Consider the following 20,142-nt stretch of genomic DNA (forward strand, 5'->3'; position numbering starts at 1 on the left):
GTGAGCGACAGGCTCAGCGCCGCGCGGTGCTGCGAAAAAGGTCGAACTGCTGTTGCGGGCTGCGCGACGACAGGTAGCCGGGGACGATCTCCTCGACCGACCTGGGGGCAAGCCGCAGTTCGGCTGCGATAGGGCCGTGCAGTACGTTGTCCACTTGCATGGAAGCCACGTTGTCGCGGCTCATCAGCTTGCCGGGCAGGTGTTCCAGGACGAAGGCCTGCAGCCAGCCCAGGGCATCCGGCAAGCCTACCACCGGGCGCGGATGGCCACTGTACCAGCCCGCCAGACGCACCAGATCACGCAGGGCGTATTGCCTGGGCCCGCCCAGCTCGAACACCTTGCCGCCCAGGCGCGGCAACGCCAGCGCATTGACGAAGGCCTGTGCCACGTCACCCACATAGACCGGCTGGAAGCGCGCCTGGGCGCTGCCCAGCGGGATCACGGGGAACATCCGGTTCAGGCCGGCAAACATGTTGAGGAAGTTGTCGCCCTCGCCAAACACCACCGACGGCCGGAAGATGGCCACATCCAGCGCCGGCGAGGCCAGTGCTTCCTGTTCGCCGGCCGCCTTGGAGCGCAGGTACATCGATGGCCCCTGGGCATCGGCGCACAGCGCGCTCATGTGCAGGTAGCGCGGTACGCCTTGCTGCACGCAGGCGGTGACGATGCGGCGCGGCAGCAGGACATGCTGGCGTTCGAAGTCGGGCCCATAGGGCGCGCCACCGCGTGCCGGGCGCGACTGCAGGATGCCGACCAGATTGATGACTGCATCAGCCTCGGCCACCAGCCGCGCCAGCACGGCGTCGTCATGGATATCGGCCTGTACCACGCTGACCACCGGCGACACCAGCAGATGCTTGGTGCGCTCGTAGCGGCGCGTGGGGACCATGATGCGATAAGCGGTGCTGCTGCCCAGCAGTTCCACCAGCCGCGTGCCGATGAAGCCGGAACCACCGATGACGAGGATCTTCCTGACTGCCATTTGTCACTCTCCGATTTCCTGTTGGCCGCCGGCCATTGCCGACGGCGCGGGCGATGGGATCAGGGCAGGTCGGTGGCGACGTTGGAATTGGGCGCCACCGTGCCCATGCGCTGCTTCAGCGATTGCGGGCGGTTCTCGAACATGGCCGCATAGTAGGTCGCATTGGACATCACGTTCTTGACATAGCCCCGGGTTTCATTGAAAGGGATGATCTCGGCGAAGATCGCGCCTTCCACCGGACGCGGCAAGGTCGCGCGCCAGGTACGGGGGCGGCCGGGGCCGGCGTTGTAGCCGGCGGTGGCCAGGGTTTCCGAGCCTTCCATGTTGTTGAGCACCATGTCGAGGTAGCTGGTGCCCAGCAGCAGGTTGGTGTTGATGTCGTTGACCTGGTCGGCGGTGAATTCGCTCATGCCGATCTTCTTGGCGACGAACTTGGCGGTAGCCGGCATCAACTGCATCAGGCCGGAGGCCCCCACATGGGAACGGGCCGACTTGATGAAGCGCGATTCCTGGCGGATCAGGCCATAGACCCAGGCGTTCTCCATGCCCAGCGGCTTGGTGGCGGCGTTCATCTCGGGCAGGTGCGGGGCCGGGAAGCGCTGGGTGAAATCGAATTCACTGCGGGTGCGATCGGAGGTATTGACCATGCGGTCCAGCACGTCGCTCTGGCGCGCGTACTCGGCGGCGGCCAGCAGCTGGCGGTCGCTCATGTTGCGCAATTCCCAGTTCCATTCGCGGATGGCTTCGAAGCGCAGGTTCAACTGATAGAACTTGAGCGAACGCTTGAAGCCGGCATTCTGCGAATACAGCGCCACCTCGCCAGCGCCGGGCGGGGTCGGTCCGGGCGGGATGCTGATCTTCTGGCCCAGCTCTTCCAGGGCCAGCTGACCGTAGAAGCTGAAGTTGGGCGCGATCGATTCGAACAGGCGCCGCGCGGCGTCGGTCTGCCCTTCTTCCTTCAGCGCACGGCCCAGCCAGTAGACCCAGGCGGTGTCGCTGCGCAGCGGGGCCGGCATGGCTTCGATGGTCTTGCGCACGGTCTTCCAGTCGCCATCGCGCAGGGCCATGCGGACCTTCCACTGCATGGCATCTTGTGTGAGCGCTGCATCCTTGGCGCGGCGCCAGTAATCGGAAGCTTCCGGCGCCAGCTTGTAGGACGCCGCCAGCGCAATCTGCGCCCAGCCCTGGGCGACTTCCTGTGCCGTCATGTTGCGCCCGGCATCGCCGAGATAGGTGGCAGCCTGGGTCGGATTGCTCTTGGCGATGCGGCCCAGCGCGATGATGTAGAGCTGGTGGTTGGCAGCACCCTTGCCCGGCCCCTTGGCCAGCATCAGCGCCGGGCGGTCCATGACCTGGGTGACGCCGACATCGCCGCTATCGACCAGCACGGCAGCGCGACGGGCGACGGTGGCATTGCCGTTCTCGGCCGCCTGGCGGATCTGGAACCAGACATCGGCCTGGCTGAACTGGCCGTTCTGGGCCAGCGTGGAGATCAGGTCGCTGCAGCCCTGGCCATAGTCCTTGGGGTTGCTCAAGAGGGCGCGTGCTTCCTCGGCCACGTTCTCACCCTTCAGGGCGCGCGAGTTGAGGGCGAAGCACTTGACCTGGACATCGTCGTTGAGCACGAACTTGGGGTATTGCTCGTCGAAGACGGTCCAGTTGCCGGTCTTGCCCAATGCCAGCAGCCAGTCGTTGCGCAGGCGGTCGACGATGGCCTGGCCATCCCAACGTGCCAGGAAATCGCGGATTTCCTGTTCACTGGCGCTATAGTCGCGCACCCGCGGCTTGAGGCGGTAGTAGTCGACGTAGGAGGCCAGTTCGTAACCGGACAGGCGCGCGGCCAGGTCCTGCGCCAGCGCGGCATTGTCGCTGGCAGCGGCCTGGCGCAGGGCGAGGAAGAGATCGTCGGGCGCCGCGTCCGGGGCCAGGCGTTTCTGGGCGTGGGCCGCTGGCGCCACGATGACGACGGTGCCGGTCGCCACGACCAGGGGCAGCGCCAGCGAGGTGGCCAATGAGGCGGCCAGCGCGCGCAGGCGCTGGTTGAACGGATGTTTCTTCGGACGCATACTCATGCAAGCTTCTTCATGCAGATTGATGGAACAAATAATGAACCCAAGCATAGCACGCGATGCACCCGCGCCGGAGACCGAACAGGCCCTCGCGGTGCTGCACAAGAATGCCCTGCGCGCCGACCTGTTGGAACGCCGCAAGGCCCTGGGCGACACGGACAAGCTGCACGCCGAACAGCGCATCGGCCAGCGTGTGGTGGATTGGTGCGTCGGCTCGGCCATCACCAGCCTGGCGGTATATCAGCCGATACGGCGTGAACCGGACCTGGCTGACGCCTATAACGCGCTGGCAGCGCACGGCGTGGACCTGTGCCTGCCGGTGGTGGTGGGGCGGGAGATGCCGCTGGAGTTTCGCCGCTGGCGCCCGGGTGATGCCCTGGAAAAGGATGCCATGGGGACCAGGGTGCCGCCGGCAGGTACCGCAGTGGCGCAGCCGCAGGCCCTGCTGATTCCCTGCGTCGGCTTCAACGAGGCCGGGTTCCGGCTGGGTTACGGGGGTGGCTTCTATGACCGCACCCTGGCCGGCCCGGTGCGGCCGCTGGCGGTGGGCGTGTGTTATGGCTTCGGGCTGGTGGTGTTCGAACCGCAGGCGCATGACGTGCCGCTGGATGCCATCCTCACCGATGGCGGCTGATGTCGGCTGATGTCGGCTGATGTCTTCCAACCATTCGCCATTATCGATTGAACAATGAAAAAGCCGGGCCAAGGCCCGGCTCTGCAACTGGCACCCGCTTGCCAGGTGTGGCGTTACTTGACCAGTTGCTGCCAGATCGCCTCGGTGGGGGCGGCCTGGTTCAGTGAATAGAAATGCAGACCCGGTGCGCCACCGGCCAGCAGGCGCTCGCACAGTTGCGTGACCACATCCTGGCCGAAGGCGCGGATCGATTCCGTATCGTCGCCATAGCTGGCCAGCTTGAGGCGGATCCAGCGCGGGATCTCGGTGCCGCACATGTCCGAGAAGCGCATCAGCTGCGAGTAATTGGTGATGGGCATGATGCCGGCGATCACCGGTACGGTAGCGCCCAGGCGAGCAGCCTCGTCCACGAAGCGGAAGTAGGCATCGGCGTTGTAGAAATACTGGGTGATGGCTGCATTGGCGCCGGCCTTGACCTTGCGCGCGAAATTCTGGACATCGTCCTGCGGCGAACGGGCCTGGGGATGCATTTCGGGGTAGGCCGCCACTTCGATGTGGAACCAGTCGCCGGTCTCGGCGCGGACGAACTCGACCAGTTCGTTGGCATAGCGGAATTCGCTGGAGGCCTGGTCCATGGCGCCATAACCACTGGGCAGGTCACCGCGCAGCGCCACCAGGCGCTTGATACCGTTGGCGCGGTAATCGTCCAGGATGGCACGCAGGCTGGCACGCGAGCTGCCGATGCAGGACAGGTGCGGTGCAGCCTGATGGCCTTCGCCGACGATCTCCAGCACGGTGTCGCGGGTGCCCTGCTGGGTGGAGCCGCCGGCGCCGAAGGTCACCGAGAAATAGCGGGGCTGCAGTTGCGCCAGCCGGGCGCGGGTGGCGCGCAGCTTTTGCGCGCCTTCGGCGGTCTTGGGCGGGAAGAATTCGATACTGAAATTATGCGTACTCATTGATTCGATCCCGATTTCAGCAACAGCGTCGACAAGGCCCAGGACACGATGCTATAGAGCAGCGCGCCGCCCACGGCAGACCAGAATCCGGCCACGTGGAAGCCGCCCACCAGTTGCGCCACGACCCAGAACATCAGGCCATTGATGACCAGGATGAACAGACCCAGCGTAACCACCGTCACCGGCAGGGTCAGCACGACCAGCACCGGGCGCACGATGGTATTGACGAAACCCAGGATGAGCGCGGCCAGCAGGGCCGAGCCGAAACTGTCGACCTGCACCGAGTGCATCAGGTAGGGGACGGCCAGCAAGGCCAGGGCGTTGATGAGCCAGGTCAGCAGCAGGCGCACGGAGATTCCTTTCGACCCCGTCAGGGGAGTGATGAAGACAGCAGCGGCCACTGTGAGCGCGGCGCCCCTCGGGACGCCGCACAGGCCGCTGGATCAAACGTTGCCAACCATGCAGGGCCGGCGTGAAGCCGGCCGCTGGCATGGATCAGTAGCGGTAGTGTTCCGGCTTGTACGGACCTTCCAGCTTCACGCCGATGTAGGCGGCCTGCTCTGGCGTGAGTTCGCTCAACTGGGCGTTGAGCTTCTTCAGTTGCAGGCGGGCGACCTTCTCGTCGAGGTGCTTGGGCAGGGTGTACACGCCGACCGGGTAGGCCTTGGTGTTGACGAACAGTTCGATCTGGGCAATGGTCTGGTTGGCAAACGACGAGCTCATCACGTAGGACGGGTGGCCGGTGGCGCAACCCAGGTTGACCAGACGACCTTCGGCCAGCAGGATGATGCGCTTGCCGTCCGGGAAGATCACATGGTCGACCTGCGGCTTGATGTTTTCCCAGGTGTACTGCTTCAGGGCGGCGACTTCGATTTCGTTGTCGAAGTGGCCGATGTTGCAGACGATGGCCTGGTCCTTCATCTTCTTCATGTGCTCATGGGTGATCACATGGTAGTTGCCGGTGCAGGTGACGAAGATGTCGCCATGTTCGGCGGCATAGTCCATGGTCACCACACGATAGCCTTCCATGGCGGCCTGCAGGGCGCAGATCGGGTCGATCTCGGTGACCCAGACCTGGGCCGACAGCGCGCGCAGGGCCTGGGCCGAACCCTTGCCGACGTCACCGTAGCCGGCCACGATGGCGACCTTGCCGGCGATCATCACGTCGGTGGCGCGCTTGATGCCGTCCACCAGCGATTCGCGGCAGCCGTACAGGTTGTCGAACTTGGACTTGGTGACCGAGTCATTGACGTTGATGGCCGGGAAGGCCAGCTTGCCTTCCTTGTGCATCTGGTACAGGCGATGCACGCCGGTGGTGGTCTCTTCGGTGACGCCCTTGATTTCCTTGAGGCGCTTGGAGTACCAGTTGGCATCCTTGGCCAGGTAGCGCTTGATGGCGTTGAAGAGGCAGACCGCTTCTTCGGAGTCAGGTTTGGCCAGGACCGAGATGTCGGTCTCGGCGCGGGCACCCAGGTGCAGCAGCAGGGTGGCGTCGCCGCCGTCGTCCAGGATCATGTTGGAATAGCCACCGTCGGTCCATTCGAAGATGCGGTGGGTGTATTCCCAGTATTCGTCCAGGTTCTCGCCCTTGACGGCGAACACCGGAGTGCCGTTGGCAGCAATCGCGGCAGCGGCATGGTCCTGGGTCGAGTAGATGTTGCAGGAAGCCCAACGCACTTGCGCGCCCAGCGCTTCCAGGGTCTGGATCAGCACGGCGGTCTGGATGGTCATGTGCAGCGAACCGGTGATACGGGCGCCCTTCAGGGGCTGGGATGCGGCGAATTCCTCGCGGATCGCCATCAGGCCCGGCATTTCGGTCTCGGCGATCTTGATTTCCTTGCGGCCCCAGTCAGCCAGGTTGATGTCGGCGACGATGTAGTCTTGTTGAGTAGTCATGGCAATGGCGCTGTTCACGCCCTCCTTTCATGAAAAAGCCAGAAAAAAAGTAACGTGAGCGCGGTTGCCAGGCGCGGTGCGCCTGTTCATCGCTGCAAGCCTGGCAGGGGTTGTCCCTGTCGCAACGCTCCTTGCGGCGGTGAGGCATTGTGAGGATTGACGTACCGGACGCAATGCCGACATCGGTACGGGCAGCGGATGAAGCTGTTCATCCGCGGGAACAGCATTGTAGCGCGGGCCGGGCGTTAGTCAATGCCCGGCCCGCGCTGGCTGGGTGCGTATTACAGACCGGCCGAAGCGCGCAGGGCGGCGACCTTGTCGGTACGCTCCCAGGTGAATTCCGGCTCTTCACGGCCGAAGTGACCATAGGCGGCGGTCTTGGCGTAGATCGGGCGCAGCAGGTCCAGCATCTGGACGATGCCCTTGGGACGCAGGTCGAAGTGTTCCATCACCAGTTGCGCCAGCTTTTCGTCGCTGATCTTGCCGGTGCCGAAGGTGGTCACCATCACCGAAGTCGGCTTGGCGATGCCGATGGCGTAGGACACCTGGATCTGGCAACGCTCGGCCAGGCCGGCAGCGACGATGTTCTTGGCCACGTAACGGCCGGCGTAGGCGGCCGAACGGTCGACCTTGGACGGATCCTTGCCGGAGAAGGCGCCACCGCCGTGGGGCGCTGCACCGCCGTAGGTATCGACGATGATCTTGCGGCCGGTCAGGCCGCAGTCACCCTGCGGGCCGCCGATGACGAAGCGGCCGGTGGGGTTGATCAGGTAGCGGGTGTTCTTGAGCCATTCGGCCGGCAGCACCGGCTTGATGATTTCCTCGATGGCGGCTTCGTGGATGTCCTTCTGGTCCATCTCGGGCGAATGCTGGGTCGACAGCACCACGGTGTCGATGGCGACCGGCTTGCCGTCCACGTACTTCAGGGTGACCTGGGACTTGGCGTCCGGACGCAGCCAGGGCAGGCGGCCGTCCTTGCGCAGTTGCGACTGGCGTTCCACGATGCGGTGCGCATAGTAGATGGCAGCCGGCATCAGTTCCGGGGTTTCGTTGCAGGCGTAGCCGAACATCAGGCCCTGGTCGCCGGCACCCTGCTCCAGGTCCACTCCCTTGCCCTCATCGACGCCCTGGGCGATGTCGGGGGATTGCTTGTCGTAGGCGACCAGCACGGCGCAGCTCTTGTAGTCGATGCCGAAGTCGGCATTGTCGTAGCCGATGCGCTTGATGGTTTCGCGGGCCACATCGATGTAGTCGACATTGGCGCGGGTGGTGATTTCACCGGCCAGCACCACCAGACCGGTGTTGCACAGGGTTTCGGCAGCCACGCGCGATTGCGGGTCCTGGGTGAAGATGGCATCCAGGATGGCGTCCGAGATCTGGTCCGCGACCTTGTCGGGATGACCCTCGGAAACGGATTCGGAAGTGAAGAGATATTCGTTGGACATGCAAGCCTCTGACTGAAAACGATTTAGCAATGTCGCGGCCCATCGTCAGTCGTGCCTGCGACGCTTTAGCGAAATTTGTACCCCGTCTCGCAAGTTGTCATTAACTCGACGGCTTGTGATATTTTACGCCTCTTGCAATTTTCTGCAATTTGGCGGCGGAAGCGCCCCGCTCAACCGTTATCGGCACGTATGCTCGTTTCTTTATTCCGCCTGCTGTCCTTGCTGCCCCTGCCTGTCTTGCATGCCATCGGCGTGATAATGGGCTGGATGGTGTTCCTGCTCTCACCATCCTACCGGCGCCGTCTGCAGAACAACATTGCCCTGGCCGGACATCGCGCCAGCCTGTTCAAGGCGGTCGGCGAGGCGGGCAAGGGCATGTTCGAGCTGCCCTTCATCTGGTGCGCCTCGCCCCGCCGGGTTCTGCGCACGGCACGCCTGCGCAACTGGGATCTGGTGGAGCAGGCGCTGGCGGCCAAGTCCGGGGTCATTTTCCTTACGCCGCACCTGGGTTGCTTCGAAATCTCGGCCCAGGTGGTGGCGCACCAGACCAGCCTGAGTGTCCTCTACCGCCCCCCGCGCAAGGCTGCCCTGAAGCCCCTGATCGAAGGCGCCCGCGCCCGCGCCAACCTGCACCTGGCCCCGGCCAACCTGGCGGGCGTGCGCATCCTGCTGAAGGCGCTGAAGAATAGCCAGGCCATCGGCCTGCTGCCGGACCAGGTGCCGCAAAACGGCGAAGGCGTCTGGGCCGACTTCTTCGGCAAGCCGGCCTACACCATGACCCTGCCCGCCAAACTGCAACAGATGAGCGGTGCGCCCTTGCTGCTGGTCTATGCGGAAAGGCTGTCCTGGGGACGCGGCTTTGACGTGCACTTCGTTCCATTTGAAGGTGAACTTCCCGAGTCGCCGGTACAACAGGCCCGCGCCATCAACGCAGCCATGGAAAAACTGATCGCCCACTGCCCGGCCCAATATATCTGGAGCTACAACCGCTACAAGACACCGCCCGGCGTGACCAGACCCGGGGAGGCATCGTCATGAGACTGCTCCTGGCCATCATGTGGGTGCTGCACTGGTTGCCCCTGCCCATCCTCGGCCGCCTGGGCGAAGGTATCGGCGCGCTGCTCTATATCTATATGCGTCCCCGGCGTCATATCGCGCTGACCAACCTGCGCCTGTGCTTCCCGGAAAAGACCGAAGAAGAACGCGTACGCATTGCCCGCGAGCATTTCCGCCTGTTCGCCCGCAGTGCACTGGAACGCGGCATCCTCTGGTGGGCGCCGGTATCGCGTCTGCGCCGGCTGATCCAGGTCGACCCGGGCATGCCGCTGGAGACCTTCGCCAAGGGGCCGACCATCCTGCTGGCACCGCATTTCGTCTGCCTGGAAATTCCCGGCGCGACCCTGGGCGTGTTCTCCGAATATTCGGCCTGTACCATCTATACCAAGCAACGCAATGCCGTCATCGACCGCGCACTGCTGAAGGGCCGTCTGCGCTTCCGGCCGGCAACCTTGCTGGCGCGCGAACAGGGCGTCAAACCCATCATCCGCGCCATGCGCAAGGGCCTGCCCTTCCTGATGTTGCCGGACATGGACTTCGGCATCCGCGACGCCGAATTCGTGCCTTTCTTCGGGGTACCCGCCGCCACCCTCACAGCCACGGCCCGCATCGCCGCGGCTACCGGTGCCGCGGTGGTGCCGGTGGTCTGCACCTTCCTGCCCAACTACAAGGGCTGGAAAGCCACCTACTATCCCGCCTGGACCGACTATCCGGGCGAGGACATCGCGGCCGCCACGCGCCGCATGAATGCCTTCATCGAAGAACGCGTACGTGAGCATCCGGCTGAATACTTCTGGGCCCACAAGCGCTTCAAGACCCGTCCGCCGGGCGAGCCGGACGTCTATGGACGCGACGCGGACTGAGCAGCGAGCGCGACGGCCAGCAGCCGTCCTATAATCTGCACATGAAAATCAAATTTACCAAGATGCATGGCGCCGGCAACGACTTCGTCGTCCTCGACGCCGTCAACCAGGCCATTTCGCTGACCCCCGCCCAGTGGCAGTTCATCGCCGACCGTCGCTTCGGCATCGGTGCCGACCAGATGCTGGTGGTGGAAAAAGCACAGGGTGCCGGCATCGATTTCCGTTATCGCATCTATAACGCCGATGGCGGCGAGGTCGAGCAATGCGGCAATGGCGCGCGCGCCTTCGTGCGCTTCGTCACCGAAAAGGGGCTCACCGACAAGCGCGCCATCCGTGTGGAAACCATGTCCGGCGTGATCGAACCGCGCCTGGAAGACGACGGCCAGATCACCGTGGATATGGGCGCCCCCATCCTGACCCCGGCCGACGTTCCCTTCGACAGCCATGGCCTGCAGCATCGCAGCGAGGCCGAAGACAATTTGTGGCCGCTGGACGTGGCCGGCAAGACCACCTGGATCTCGGTGGTGTCGATGGGCAATCCGCACGCGGTGCAACTGGTCGATGACAGTGAAGCAGCGCCGGTACTGACCGACGGTCCGCTGATCGAACATCACCCGCGCTTCCCCAAGCGCGTCAATGCCGGTTTCATGCAGGTGGTCGATCGCCATCACATCAACCTGCGTGTCTATGAACGCGGTGCCGGCGAAACCCTGGCGTGCGGCACCGGCGCCTGTGCCGCAGTGGTGGCCGGCATCCGGCGCGGCCTGCTGGATTCCCCGGTGGCAGTGCAGACCCATGGCGGCGTGCTCAACATTGCCTGGGCCGGCCCGGGCGAACCGGTGATGATGACCGGACCGGCGGTGACCGTGTTCGAAGGCGAGATCGATTTGCCGGATCAGCTCTGAGACAATTTAATACACATATGAAAACGGCTTGCTGAACACATCAGCAAGCCGTTTTCATTTGCCTGCGACCTTGGAAGGCCGTGGCGCGGCGGTTCAAGCAGCCAGATCCTGTTCTTCCACCTCGTCGTCCTCCTGCACCTGCGGCAACACGCTCTTGAGGCGGTACAGCCGCTGACGATAATTGCCTTCCGGACCGGCGGGGCCACAATCCATGTCTTCGAACAGGCGTCCGATGCGATTGAGCGTACCGCGCTGCTCTCCCGTCTCCACCAGGATCAGGCGCCGCTTGCTGCGCGCATACTGGCTGCGGATGTCCACCATCAGGCAATGACCGCAATCGGCCTGTTTCAGATCGATCAGCAGCGCTTCCGGCCGGGTCAGCCCGAACAGGGCCGCCAGTTCGATGCGTGCCGCCAGGAAGGGATGCGCATTGATCTGCTCGCGACTGAGCTGCGCGCGCGCCCGCATCGCCCATTCGGCAGCCAGGGGGCGATCGGCGACCTTGTCCAGCAAGGTCCGCGCCTGCTGCGCTCCCTGAGTGGCGGCCTTCTGCAACCAATACAGGGCACGCACGTCGTTGCCCGGATCATCGCGACGGTTACGCCAGGCGCCCACCCCGCATTCGACCTGCGCTTCCACATGGCCCATCTCGGCAGCACGCTCAAGGTAATGCTGCACGTCAGCCAGATTGCGTTGCGAAAACTCGGGCTTCAGATAGATACGCGACAGGACATACCAGGCCGCCGCCATGCCCTGCTCCCCGGCCAGGGTGAGCCAGCGGATGGCCTTCTTGTAGTTGGCCGAACCCTGGCCGGCAAAGCGCCGCACGCCCGCCTGGTCCAGACGTCCATATAAAAGACCCAGGGCCAGCTGCGCGTCACGGTCGCAGGCCAGCGCGGCCAGTTCCAGCAATTGCTGGGCGTGCAACAGGTCGGGACGCTTGTCAGCCATATGGACCTGGGCCAGGCGGTACAGCAGCTGGATGTTCTGCGCGCCCAGCGCCGCCGCCAGGGCCTCGGAGGGGGCATTGAGTTGCGTCACCGTGCCCTCGTACTGGCGCAACAGGGCGTCAGCCAGGGGCTGAGCCCGCTGGCGGAAGGTGGCGAAGTCGGATTGCCGCCAGGCCGCGTCGGCCAGCGCGTGCTGGGCTTGTTCGACGCCGGCGTCAGCGGCTTTCTTCGTCCACTGATGCAGCTCCTCGGCCTTGACCGCCGGCGCGGGCGACTGCGCTTCGCCGAGGATGGCGTTCGAAGAGGGTACAGTGGCGGGAGCCAGCATGCGCTCGCCCTGCCGGGCTAATAACCACTGCGCGTCCGGATCCCCCTCGCGGGCGACCACTTCCAGGGCGCGGATAGCCTTGTGCTTCAACTCGACGCTGATGGTGGCGGTGACGGCAGGGTTATCCAGCACCAGCCGCGCAAACACCAACCCGGCGCGCGTCAGGCCGGCGTCGAATGCACGTTCGTACCATTGCGCAGCTTCCTGCGGCTTGGCCAGCGGTACCACGACCTCATAGGGAATATGCTGGGCGATCAGCATCCAGGCATCGGCCAGCCCCTGGCGCGCCGCCCGCTCCAGCCAATGAAAGGCAGTGCCTGCACTTTGCGGCAAACCATTACCGCCAAACAGATAACGCTTGCCCAGCGTCAATTGCGCCTGCGCCTCTCCAGCACGCGCGGCGCGGATGATTGCAAGATCCTCGCGATTGGCCATCAGACCTCCACGTCCGGTCAGAAAGCCAAAATTATGCCCCACAATCGACATTTCTTTAAAAATGACTCGAAAAACTATCAGAATGCATCTTTTTGACAACAAGCGTATTGACGAGACGATGCGGATCAAGTTTGCGTCATACCTGCCGTTAATGAGTGACAAGCTGAGTGCCAAAATTTGCCTGTCATGCATTGACGGGGTGGAAAGCGTTTGAAAAAAACAACACTCATACTGCACTTTGGCGCTTTCAACCAAAATTCCTCCCCCCACGTGACCAATCTGCGGCCACGCCAAATGAGAACCCTTAATGTCTCACCATCCGACCAGAAGTACGGATCCTCAAGACTATTTTTATAGAAGGATGTCAAATGAAAAAATCTCTGCTGGCACTGGCCGTCCTCGGCGCGTTCGCAGGTGCTGCTCAAGCACAAAGCTCCGTCACCATCTACGGTATCGTTGATACCGGTATCGCTTACTCCAGCAAGGTCGCTACCGCAACCGGTGGCACCGGCAGCAAGTTCGGCATCAACTCTGGCGTGATCCAAGGTTCCCGTATCGGTTTCAAGGGCGTTGAAGATCTGGGCGGCGGTCTGTCCGCAGTCTTCAACCTGGAAGCCGGCTTCACCAACGACGACGGCGGCCTGCAAGGCTCCGACGCCGTGACCTCCTCCAACCTGTTCCGCCGCAAGTCGGTGGTCGGTCTGGCTGGTGGCTTCGGTACCGTTCTGCTGGGTCGTCAAACCGACTTCTCGGACACCATCTCCGCTTACACCGCTGTTAACGACTTCGGCGGCGTGGTCTCCAACTCGGGTTCGGGCCTGAACCGCCTGCAAGGTGTTCGTACCAACAACTCGATCAGCTACACCACCACCAACCTGAGCGGCTTCACCGGTAACCTGATCTACGGTTTCGGCGAACAAGCTGGCAAGACCTCCGCTGGTCAAGCCTACGGCATCGGTGGTAAGTACGACAACGGTCCTCTGGGTCTGGGTATCAACTACTACCAATCCAAGGCCGGTTCGACCCCGTCTGACACCAGCCTGATCCCGGCTGCTGGCACCACCGGCAACGCCAACACCGCTGCTGCCGTCGCTGGCAACACCGCTCTGAAGTCCCTGAACGTTGTGGCTTCCTACCAGTTCGGCGCCGCCCGCGTGTACGCTAACTACTCGCGCGTCAAGCAAGATCTGAAGGGCACCCCGACCGTTGCTACCGCAACCCTGGGCAACGCACAGAAGGTTGATACCTATGAAGTCGGTACCGCCTACTCCCTGTCGCCTTCCCTGAAGCTGCTGGCAGCTGTTGACCACTCCCGCGCGACCTTCAACGGCGTCGACGGCAAGGGCAAGCTGACCCAGATCAGCCTGGGTGCTGACTACTGGCTGTCCAAGCGTACCGACCTGTACGCCTTCGTGTCCAACATGCGCGCTAGCGACATCCAAAACCCGGGTGTCACCGGTGGCGCAACCGGTTCCGATGCCAGCCAAACCGCTGTCATCACCGGTATCCGTCACAAGTTCTAATTCATGGATCTGAAACTGGCATGAATGTGTCAGTTTCAACCTGAATTGAGCCTGAGCTGGAACGAAAAAGGCCTGCATGAGCAATCATGCAGGCCTTTTTCTTTTACCTTTCCTTTACCTTCCCTTGCCTTTTCTTATCGCGCCGCCATGCTTTGCACGCCATGGCAGGCAAGGCCGCCTGGCCACGCCGGCGATGATTGTCAGCATGTCCGATAGCGAGGATAATCTCGCGATATTTCCGGCACGCCACCTTTTGCCTGCCGCTGGTACCTCACTCACAGACCCTCGACGATGACCTCCGAACTGGATTCCAACCTGATTGCCGACTACCTGCTGGAACATCCTCATTTCTTCGAGGAGCATGCAGAGCTGCTTTCGACCATCAAGTTGACCAGCCCGGTAATGGGCCGCGCGGTCTCGCTGCAGGAGCGGCAGATGGAAATCCTGCGCGAAAAGATCCGCGTGCAGGAATTGCGCATGGCCGACCTCATGCGTATCGCCCAGGAAAACGACGAGATCACCAACAAGTTCCAGGCCTGGAGCCGCGCCCTGCTGTTGACGCGCGACGCCGCCGACCTGCCACGCACGCTGGTCACCCAATTGCAGGAAATCTTCCACGTGCCGCAAGTGACCGTGCGCCTGTGGAATCTGGGCCAGGCCCATGCCGACAACTGGGCCACCCGGCAAGTCTCGGACGACGCCCGCATCTTTGCCAACGGTCTGTCGGCGCCCTTCTGCGGTCCCAACAAGGAATTCGAAGCGGCCACCTGGCTGGACGATGCCGACTCGGTGAAATCGGTCGCCATCCTGCCACTGCGCGTGGGTGCAGCGCCTGAAGCCTTCGGCCTGCTGGTACTGGGCTCGCCGGACCCGAGCCGTTTCACCTCCGACATGGGGACCGATTTCCTGACCCGCATCGGCGAAACCGGTAGCGCCGCACTGGCCTGCCTGCTGCGCTGATGCACCGCCTGGCAGAGCGGCCCTGTTCCGTTCTGCGCACGCCGCCAATGTGAAGGATGACGCCATGGATGGCACCGCCTCCGCCCTGATCGGCCACTATCTCTCCTTTTTGCGCGCCCAGCGCAAGCTGTCCCCCCATACACTGGACAACTACGGCCGTGACCTGCAGGAATTACGCTCGCTGCTGACGCCGGCCGACGCGGACGCATCTACTGCCGAGCTCGATCTGCGCGGCGTCACCCAGGTACAGATCAGGAAATGCGCCGCCCGGCTGCATGCACGCGGCCTGAATGCCCGCTCGATTTCACGCAAGCTGTCGGCCTGGCGCGGCTTCTTCGGGTGGTTGTCGATGGAAATCGAACTGCCCGCCAACCCGGTCGATGGCGTCAAGCCCCCCAAGAAGAGCAAACCCCTGCCCAAGGCGCTGGCCGCCGATGATGCCGTGCGCCTGGTCGCACAGGCCGATCCGGGGCGCGACCCCGACTCCACCCTGGCGGCCTGCAATCGCGCCATGTTCGAATTGCTCTATTCGAGCGGATTACGCGTCTCCGAGCTGGTGGGCATCGACGTGGCCGATATCGGCGAAGGCAGCTATGAGTCCGCCGGCTGGATCGACCTGGGAGAAGCCGAGGTCACCGTCACCGGCAAGGGTGGCAAGAAGCGCAAGGTGCCGGTGGGAAAAGCCGCCCTGCAGGCGATCAGCGACTGGCTGCCGCTGCGGGCCGGCCTGGTGCGCGCCGATGGCGGCACCGACTGCCATGCACTTTTCCTCAACGAGCGGGGCGCCCGCATGTCGCCCCGGGTCACGCAATTGCGTTTGAAAGCGCATGGCAAGGGTGTGGAAATGGCGTCGGACGTGCATCCCCACATGTTGCGGCACTCCTTTGCCTCGCATGTGCTGCAGAGCTCGGGCGACCTGCGTGCGGTACAGGAAATGCTGGGCCATGCCTCCATCACCGCGACCCAGGTCTATACCGCGCTGGACTTCCAGCGCCTGGCCCAGGTCTACGACCAGGCCCACCCCCGCGCGCGCAAGGGCGGCAAGGACAACAACAACTAGCCGCGACCGCCGCTACGGCTGTCGGCGCGGGAGGGTGAGCGCCGCATGGGCTAAAATAGATGACCGGCGCTTGCAGCGCCGCCAAGTTTCTCTGCCAGTGACCTGGCTCCTCGAACGTTCCAGCCGATGCCGACCATGAAAGCCAAAGCCGCCGACCACTCCTCCGCCAGCACCAGCGCGCAAGCCGCGACCGTGACGGCGCTGGCCGAGGCGCAACTGCGCGAAGCCGGCGTGCGAGTGACGCAGGCCCGCGTGAATGTGCTGGGGGCATTGCTGGAAACCCGCAGTGCGGCGTCACACCAGGATATCCAGGATCGCTTCGCCGACATGGACCGGGTCACGCTCTACCGCGCCCTGGATTGCCTGACCGAGGCCGGCCTGGCGCACAAGATTTCCAGCGATGACCGGATCTTCCGCTACAGCGCCGGTGCCGATCATCCCGAGCACGGCCTGCACGACCACTCCCATGGCAAGCAACACCAGCACGGTCATTTCAAATGCACCCGTTGCCACCGCGTGTTCTGCCTGGATGCCAGCGATGGCACCGATTTCCTGGCGACCGTCCTGCCCGATGCCGATCGGCATCGCTCCACCGCCGCGCAATTGCAATCGGCCCTGCGCAAGACACTGGGCAAGGGTTTCCAAAGCCACGAAGTGGAGCTGACCATCAAGGGCTGGTGCGCCGATTGCGCCGACTAAAGCCAGCCCGGCAACTTAGCAACCCAGCGACCCCATCCTCGCCTAGCGCAAGGCTCCCAGCGCCGCCAGCCGGCGCGGCAACTGCCGCACTGAACGAACCTTCACATCAACGAAACCCGGTAAGCGGCTCAAGGCGCGCTGTCCCCCCATATGTCCCAGGAGCGCCTGGCTGCCGCGCAGGTACTGGGTCACCCAGGCAGTACGCACGCCAAGTTCGCGGGCACTTTTCAGGTTGTCCACGGTGTCCTCGACCAGGATGCAGCGACGCGGCGCGATCTTGTGACGCGCCAGCAGCTTGCGCAGCATCAGCCGCGAAGGCTTGGGCCGCAACTGGCGATGCACGTGCATGCTCTCGATGGAAATGTGATGCGAGAAATGGCGGTGCAGCCCCAGATGCCGCACCAGTTCGCGTGAATAACGGCGGGGCGCATTGGTCAGAAGGATCTTGCGTCCCGGCAGTTGCTGCAGCCAGCGGCCGATGCCACACTCGGCACGGACCATGCCGGGCAGGTCATCGAAGAGGTGTGCCTCGTGCAGGAACTCATCGATATCCATGCCGTGATGGCGCACCAGGCCCAGCAGGGTGGCACCGTACAGTTTCCAGTAATGCCGGCGCAGATAGTTCACCGCCGCCTCGTCGCTGGGCTGCCCGTCGTTCTCCAGCACCCGCTGGATGATGCGGTTCATGTTGGTGTTGATGGCCGGGAAGATCGCGTGCGAGGCGTTGTGCAGGGTGTTGTCGAGGTCGAACAGCCAGAGCGGTGTAGTATTGGACGCCATAAATCGGACCGGCGCGCCTGCCAGCAGGCATGGACGCACCTTCAGCAAAGAAAGGCCAGCAGTGAACGGATTGATGCAACGGGTGATTATAGTGAGTTTGACCTGGTTGTCCTGCTTTAACTTCTCCCTCCCCGCCCATGCGGCCACTACCGCCGAGGGACAAAGCAGTATCCCGCCGCGCGGCGCGCTGTATCAGGTCTCCGATGGTCGCCATTCCCTGCTGCTGTTCGGCACCATCCACGTGGGTGCACCCGATTTCTATCCGCTGGAGCCGCGCCTGACCCGCGCCCTGTCTGCCGCCCCCGTGCTGGCGCTGGAACTGGACCCGGACAATGGCGCCGCGATGCAGAACGCCGTGCAGCGCTATGCCCTCTACCCTGACGGTCAGCGCCTCCAGGACCACCTCGATCCCGCCCTGGCGCAGCGCACGATTGCCACGCTGGAACGTATGGGCCTGCCGCTGCAGGCTGTGCAGCACATGCGTCCATGGATGCTGGCCATGGCCCTGACGGTGCAAGAATACGGGCGCCACGGTTACCGCACCGACCTGGCCGTGGACAGCCATCTGGCCAACGCCGTGCGCGCCCACGGTGGCAAAGCAGTCGAACTGGAGAGCGCGGACCGCCAGATGAGCCTCTTCAGCCAGCTTACCGAAGCACAACAGGCCGAATTCCTGGCCGATACCCTGCGCGAACTGGATGATGCCGCCCTGAGCCGCAAGCTGGACCTGCTGGTGACCGCCTGGCGACACGCCGACAGCGCCGGCTTCGCCACAGCGCTCAAGGACATGCGGCAGGATGACAGCTTCGCCACCCGCTTTACGCTCAAGACCCTGCTCCAGCAACGCAATCCCGGACTGGCCAAGGGCGTGGCCGACCTGCTGCGCCAGCATGACGGCGCCGTGGCGGCGATCGGCATCCTGCACCTGGTGGGACCGGACAGCGTGCCGCTCTTGCTGAAGAAAACGGGATTGCAGGTCAAACAACTCTATTGAGCTGTACCACGCCTTGACCGGCGGGCATAAAAAAATGGATGAGCATGCTCATCCATTTTTTGTGCTGCCGACTACCCGACGCGGTATCAGTGCGAGCGGATCATGGTCCCGAAGGCCTGCTCGGTCAGCACTTCCAGCAGCAGCGAGTGTTCGATGCGACCGTCGATGATGTGCACCGTGTTCACGCCCGACTTGGCCGCATCCAGGGCCGAGGAAATCTTGGGCAGCATGCCGCCGGAAATGGTACCGTCGGCAAACATCTCGTCGATCTCGCGGGCCGACAGGTCGGTCAGCAGATTGCCGGCCTTGTCCTGGACACCGGCGATGTTGGTCATCATGATCAGCTTTTCGGCGTGCAGGATCTCGGCGATCTTGCCGGCCACCACGTCGGCATTGATGTTGTAGGCCTGGCCGTCGTCACCGAAACCGATGGGCGAAATGATGGGAATGAAGGCATCGTCCTGCAGCGCCTTGACCACCGCCGGGTTGATCGCCTCGATCTCGCCCACGTAGCCGATGTCCAGGAACTGGCCCGGATGCTCCTTGTCCGGCATCTGCATCTTGCGCGCGCGGATCAGGCCGCCGTCCTTGCCGGTCAGGCCCACCGCCTGGCCACCATAGTGATTGATCAGCATCACGATGTCCTGCTGCACTTCGCCGCCCAGCACCCATTCCACCACTTCCATGGTCTCTTCGTCGGTGATGCGCATGCCCTGCACGAAGGTCCCCTGCTTGCCGATCTTCTTGAGTGCCGCATCGATCTGCGGGCCGCCACCGTGGACCACCACCGGGTTCATGCCGACCAGCTTCAACAGGATCACGTCACGGGCGAAGCCGTGCTTGAGGCTTTCCTCGGTCATCGCATTGCCACCGTACTTGACCACGATGGTCTTGCCGTGGAATTTACGGATATACGGCAGCGCCTCGGCCAGGATTTCGGCTTTGATCTGGGGGGCTACGTTGGTCAGGTCGGTGGTCATGGCAATGTCCTGTCGATGCGATGAGGGATGGGTGACGGGTAAAGGTTAGGGACGGGATTTTACATGGAAAGCCGCCCGGCTTCGCAGCGCAACATGCGGCGTGTCCGATCCAGACAACGCCGCCGCCTTCAGGCGCTGCAGCCGCGGATTTCCTGGTCCGGGAAAGCGCTCTTGATGTTGTCCAGGGCGCTGCGCGCCTCCGGTGTCAGATCACGCAACTGGAAGACCTGCTTGCCGGCCCCGGAGCGGCGCGCAATGATGCGGGCGCTGCGCACCCCGCGCGAGATCAGCTGGCTGACATAGGCCTTGGCCGCCTCCTCGGTGCGGAAGATGCCCAGCGAAACGCCCGAGCGCAATGCCGGGTTGGGGAAACTGTCAGGAATGACGTAGAAGTCGCCGATGCCCAGGCGACGCAGCTCGGCGATACGCCGGTCGGCTCCCTCTCGGCCATCCTGCGGGGGGATGTAGACCATGTGGCTGGTCACATCCTGGGTCAGCTTCTGGACCACCTTGTCACCCAGGTTGAGACTGGCAAGCTGGGCCGAGAAGCGACGGGCATCGGCAGCCGTGAAGTTGCCGACCTCGGTGCAGGAAGGGGTAACGGCAGCGACCTGAGGCGCCGTCGTG

At 63.5% G+C, this 20,142-nt stretch carries 18 protein-coding genes, 1 pseudogene and 1 riboswitch; of the genes and pseudogenes, 9 read left to right on the forward strand and 10 right to left on the reverse strand.

Translation table 11 applies throughout. The annotated features are described in order from the left end of the window. Positions 1-13: 13 nt before the first annotated feature. Both HFRIS_RS21635 and HFRIS_RS21640 read right to left on the reverse strand, forming a co-directional pair. Entirely contained in the window at positions 14-982 is a 969-nt protein-coding gene (locus HFRIS_RS21635; protein ID WP_006465143.1) for a complex I NDUFA9 subunit family protein, read from the reverse strand. A 59-nt stretch (positions 983-1,041) separates the two neighbouring features. Then, on the reverse strand, positions 1,042-3,054 hold the full coding sequence (locus HFRIS_RS21640) for a lytic transglycosylase domain-containing protein (RefSeq protein ID WP_039876870.1): 2,013 nt from the start codon (positions 3,052-3,054) through the stop codon (positions 1,042-1,044). Positions 3,055-3,088: 34 nt separating this feature from the next. On the opposite strand from HFRIS_RS21640, the gene HFRIS_RS21645 reads away from it, so the two are divergent. Further along, a complete protein-coding gene (locus tag HFRIS_RS21645; RefSeq protein WP_006465145.1) occupies positions 3,089-3,685 on the forward strand; it encodes a 5-formyltetrahydrofolate cyclo-ligase in 597 nt (198 codons plus the stop codon). A 113-nt stretch (positions 3,686-3,798) separates the two neighbouring features. On the opposite strand, the gene metF is transcribed toward HFRIS_RS21645, so the two are convergent. The 4 genes from metF to metK form a co-directional block, all read right to left on the reverse strand. After that, positions 3,799-4,641 (reverse strand): methylenetetrahydrofolate reductase [NAD(P)H], encoded by an 843-nt coding sequence (metF, locus tag HFRIS_RS21650; RefSeq protein WP_006465146.1) that lies wholly within the window; start codon positions 4,639-4,641, stop codon positions 3,799-3,801. Continuing rightward, the gene (locus HFRIS_RS21655) at positions 4,638-4,991 is read right to left on the reverse strand and encodes a phage holin family protein (protein ID WP_006465147.1); all 354 of its coding nucleotides are present in this window, start codon (positions 4,989-4,991) and stop codon (positions 4,638-4,640) included. The genes metF and HFRIS_RS21655 overlap by 4 nt, the downstream gene beginning before the upstream one ends. 145 nt (positions 4,992-5,136) lie before the next feature. Further along, positions 5,137-6,537 carry an adenosylhomocysteinase gene (gene ahcY / locus HFRIS_RS21660; RefSeq protein WP_006465148.1) on the reverse strand — a complete coding sequence of 467 codons (1,401 nt, stop codon included), beginning with the start codon at positions 6,535-6,537 and terminating at the stop codon, positions 5,137-5,139. A 49-nt stretch (positions 6,538-6,586) separates the two neighbouring features. Continuing rightward, positions 6,587-6,676: riboswitch (S-adenosyl-L-homocysteine riboswitch) on the reverse strand. A 142-nt stretch (positions 6,677-6,818) separates the two neighbouring features. Next, complete coding sequence (metK, locus tag HFRIS_RS21665; protein WP_006465149.1) at positions 6,819-7,982, reverse strand: methionine adenosyltransferase; 1,164 nt, start codon at positions 7,980-7,982, stop codon at positions 6,819-6,821. Positions 7,983-8,171: 189 nt separating this feature from the next. On the opposite strand from metK, the gene HFRIS_RS21670 reads away from it, so the two are divergent. From HFRIS_RS21670 to dapF, 3 genes are read left to right on the forward strand one after another with little or no spacing between them, the layout of a single operon-like run. Beyond that, positions 8,172-9,020 carry a lysophospholipid acyltransferase family protein gene (locus HFRIS_RS21670; protein ID WP_006465150.1) on the forward strand — a complete coding sequence of 283 codons (849 nt, stop codon included), beginning with the start codon at positions 8,172-8,174 and terminating at the stop codon, positions 9,018-9,020. Further along, positions 9,017-9,901 carry an LpxL/LpxP family acyltransferase gene (locus HFRIS_RS21675; RefSeq protein WP_006465151.1) on the forward strand — a complete coding sequence of 295 codons (885 nt, stop codon included), beginning with the start codon at positions 9,017-9,019 and terminating at the stop codon, positions 9,899-9,901. The genes HFRIS_RS21670 and HFRIS_RS21675 overlap by 4 nt, the downstream gene beginning before the upstream one ends. Positions 9,902-9,942: 41 nt before the next feature. Continuing rightward, positions 9,943-10,806, forward strand: a complete 864-nt coding sequence (gene dapF / locus HFRIS_RS21680; protein ID WP_006465152.1) for a diaminopimelate epimerase — start codon at positions 9,943-9,945, stop codon at positions 10,804-10,806. 93 nt (positions 10,807-10,899) lie between these two features. Here the strand turns inward: dapF and HFRIS_RS21685 are convergent, their stop codons facing one another. After that, a complete protein-coding gene (locus tag HFRIS_RS21685) occupies positions 10,900-12,519 on the reverse strand; it encodes a tetratricopeptide repeat protein (protein ID WP_006465153.1) in 1,620 nt (539 codons plus the stop codon). A gap of 368 nt (positions 12,520-12,887) precedes the next feature. On the opposite strand from HFRIS_RS21685, the gene HFRIS_RS21690 reads away from it, so the two are divergent. The 4 genes from HFRIS_RS21690 (at position 12,888) to HFRIS_RS21705 (ending at position 16,761) form a co-directional block, all read left to right on the forward strand. Beyond that, complete coding sequence (locus tag HFRIS_RS21690; RefSeq protein WP_006465154.1) at positions 12,888-14,042, forward strand: porin; 1,155 nt, start codon at positions 12,888-12,890, stop codon at positions 14,040-14,042. Positions 14,043-14,333: 291 nt separating this feature from the next. Beyond that, entirely contained in the window at positions 14,334-15,002 is a 669-nt protein-coding gene (locus HFRIS_RS21695) for a DUF484 family protein (RefSeq protein ID WP_006465155.1), read from the forward strand. Positions 15,003-15,066: 64 nt separating this feature from the next. Next, positions 15,067-16,062 carry a tyrosine recombinase XerC gene (locus HFRIS_RS21700; protein ID WP_006465156.1) on the forward strand — a complete coding sequence of 332 codons (996 nt, stop codon included), beginning with the start codon at positions 15,067-15,069 and terminating at the stop codon, positions 16,060-16,062. Between the two features lie 126 nt (positions 16,063-16,188). Next, positions 16,189-16,761, forward strand: coding sequence for a Fur family transcriptional regulator (locus HFRIS_RS21705; RefSeq protein ID WP_006465157.1), 573 nt, complete (start codon positions 16,189-16,191; stop codon positions 16,759-16,761). A gap of 42 nt (positions 16,762-16,803) precedes the next feature. Here the strand turns inward: HFRIS_RS21705 and HFRIS_RS21710 are convergent, their stop codons facing one another. Next, complete coding sequence (locus HFRIS_RS21710) at positions 16,804-17,541, reverse strand: HAD-IA family hydrolase (protein ID WP_006465158.1); 738 nt, start codon at positions 17,539-17,541, stop codon at positions 16,804-16,806. A gap of 73 nt (positions 17,542-17,614) precedes the next feature. Between HFRIS_RS21710 and HFRIS_RS21715 the strand changes: the two genes are divergently transcribed. Next, a complete protein-coding gene (locus HFRIS_RS21715) occupies positions 17,615-18,535 on the forward strand; it encodes a TraB/GumN family protein (RefSeq protein ID WP_039876884.1) in 921 nt (306 codons plus the stop codon). Between the two features lie 86 nt (positions 18,536-18,621). Here HFRIS_RS21715 and argB read toward each other — a convergent pair whose 3' ends face one another. After that, positions 18,622-19,515, reverse strand: a complete 894-nt coding sequence (gene argB / locus HFRIS_RS21720) for an acetylglutamate kinase (protein WP_006465160.1) — start codon at positions 19,513-19,515, stop codon at positions 18,622-18,624. Positions 19,516-19,643: 128 nt separating this feature from the next. Beyond that, a pseudogene (locus tag HFRIS_RS21725) lies at positions 19,644-20,142 on the reverse strand (SPOR domain-containing protein); the annotation flags it as partial.

This window comes from Herbaspirillum frisingense GSF30 (assembly GCF_000300975.2).
Taxonomy (GTDB): Bacteria; Pseudomonadota; Gammaproteobacteria; order Burkholderiales; family Burkholderiaceae_D; genus Herbaspirillum; species Herbaspirillum frisingense.

Excerpts from the sequence above, each read along its gene's own strand:
- HFRIS_RS21675 (WP_006465151.1), top strand. The coding sequence starts at position 9,017 with ATGAGACTGCTCCTGGCCATCATGTGGGTGCTGCACTGGTTGCCCCTG.
- HFRIS_RS21685 (WP_006465153.1), bottom strand. The coding sequence starts at position 12,519 with ATGGCCAATCGCGAGGATCTTGCAATCATCCGCGCCGCGCGTGCTGGA.
- dapF (WP_006465152.1), top strand. The coding sequence starts at position 9,943 with ATGAAAATCAAATTTACCAAGATGCATGGCGCCGGCAACGACTTCGTC.
- HFRIS_RS21645 (WP_006465145.1), top strand. The coding sequence starts at position 3,089 with ATGAACCCAAGCATAGCACGCGATGCACCCGCGCCGGAGACCGAACAG.
- argB (WP_006465160.1), bottom strand. The coding sequence starts at position 19,515 with ATGACCACCGACCTGACCAACGTAGCCCCCCAGATCAAAGCCGAAATC.
- HFRIS_RS21690 (WP_006465154.1), top strand. The coding sequence starts at position 12,888 with ATGAAAAAATCTCTGCTGGCACTGGCCGTCCTCGGCGCGTTCGCAGGT.
- HFRIS_RS21715 (WP_039876884.1), top strand. The coding sequence starts at position 17,615 with ATGCAACGGGTGATTATAGTGAGTTTGACCTGGTTGTCCTGCTTTAAC.
- HFRIS_RS21705 (WP_006465157.1), top strand. The coding sequence starts at position 16,189 with ATGCCGACCATGAAAGCCAAAGCCGCCGACCACTCCTCCGCCAGCACC.
- HFRIS_RS21635 (WP_006465143.1), bottom strand. The coding sequence starts at position 982 with ATGGCAGTCAGGAAGATCCTCGTCATCGGTGGTTCCGGCTTCATCGGC.
- HFRIS_RS21700 (WP_006465156.1), top strand. The coding sequence starts at position 15,067 with ATGGATGGCACCGCCTCCGCCCTGATCGGCCACTATCTCTCCTTTTTG.
- HFRIS_RS21670 (WP_006465150.1), top strand. The coding sequence starts at position 8,172 with ATGCTCGTTTCTTTATTCCGCCTGCTGTCCTTGCTGCCCCTGCCTGTC.
- metF (WP_006465146.1), bottom strand. The coding sequence starts at position 4,641 with ATGAGTACGCATAATTTCAGTATCGAATTCTTCCCGCCCAAGACCGCC.
- ahcY (WP_006465148.1), bottom strand. The coding sequence starts at position 6,537 with ATGACTACTCAACAAGACTACATCGTCGCCGACATCAACCTGGCTGAC.
- HFRIS_RS21710 (WP_006465158.1), bottom strand. The coding sequence starts at position 17,541 with ATGGCGTCCAATACTACACCGCTCTGGCTGTTCGACCTCGACAACACC.
- HFRIS_RS21640 (WP_039876870.1), bottom strand. The coding sequence starts at position 3,054 with ATGAGTATGCGTCCGAAGAAACATCCGTTCAACCAGCGCCTGCGCGCG.
- metK (WP_006465149.1), bottom strand. The coding sequence starts at position 7,982 with ATGTCCAACGAATATCTCTTCACTTCCGAATCCGTTTCCGAGGGTCAT.
- HFRIS_RS21695 (WP_006465155.1), top strand. The coding sequence starts at position 14,334 with ATGACCTCCGAACTGGATTCCAACCTGATTGCCGACTACCTGCTGGAA.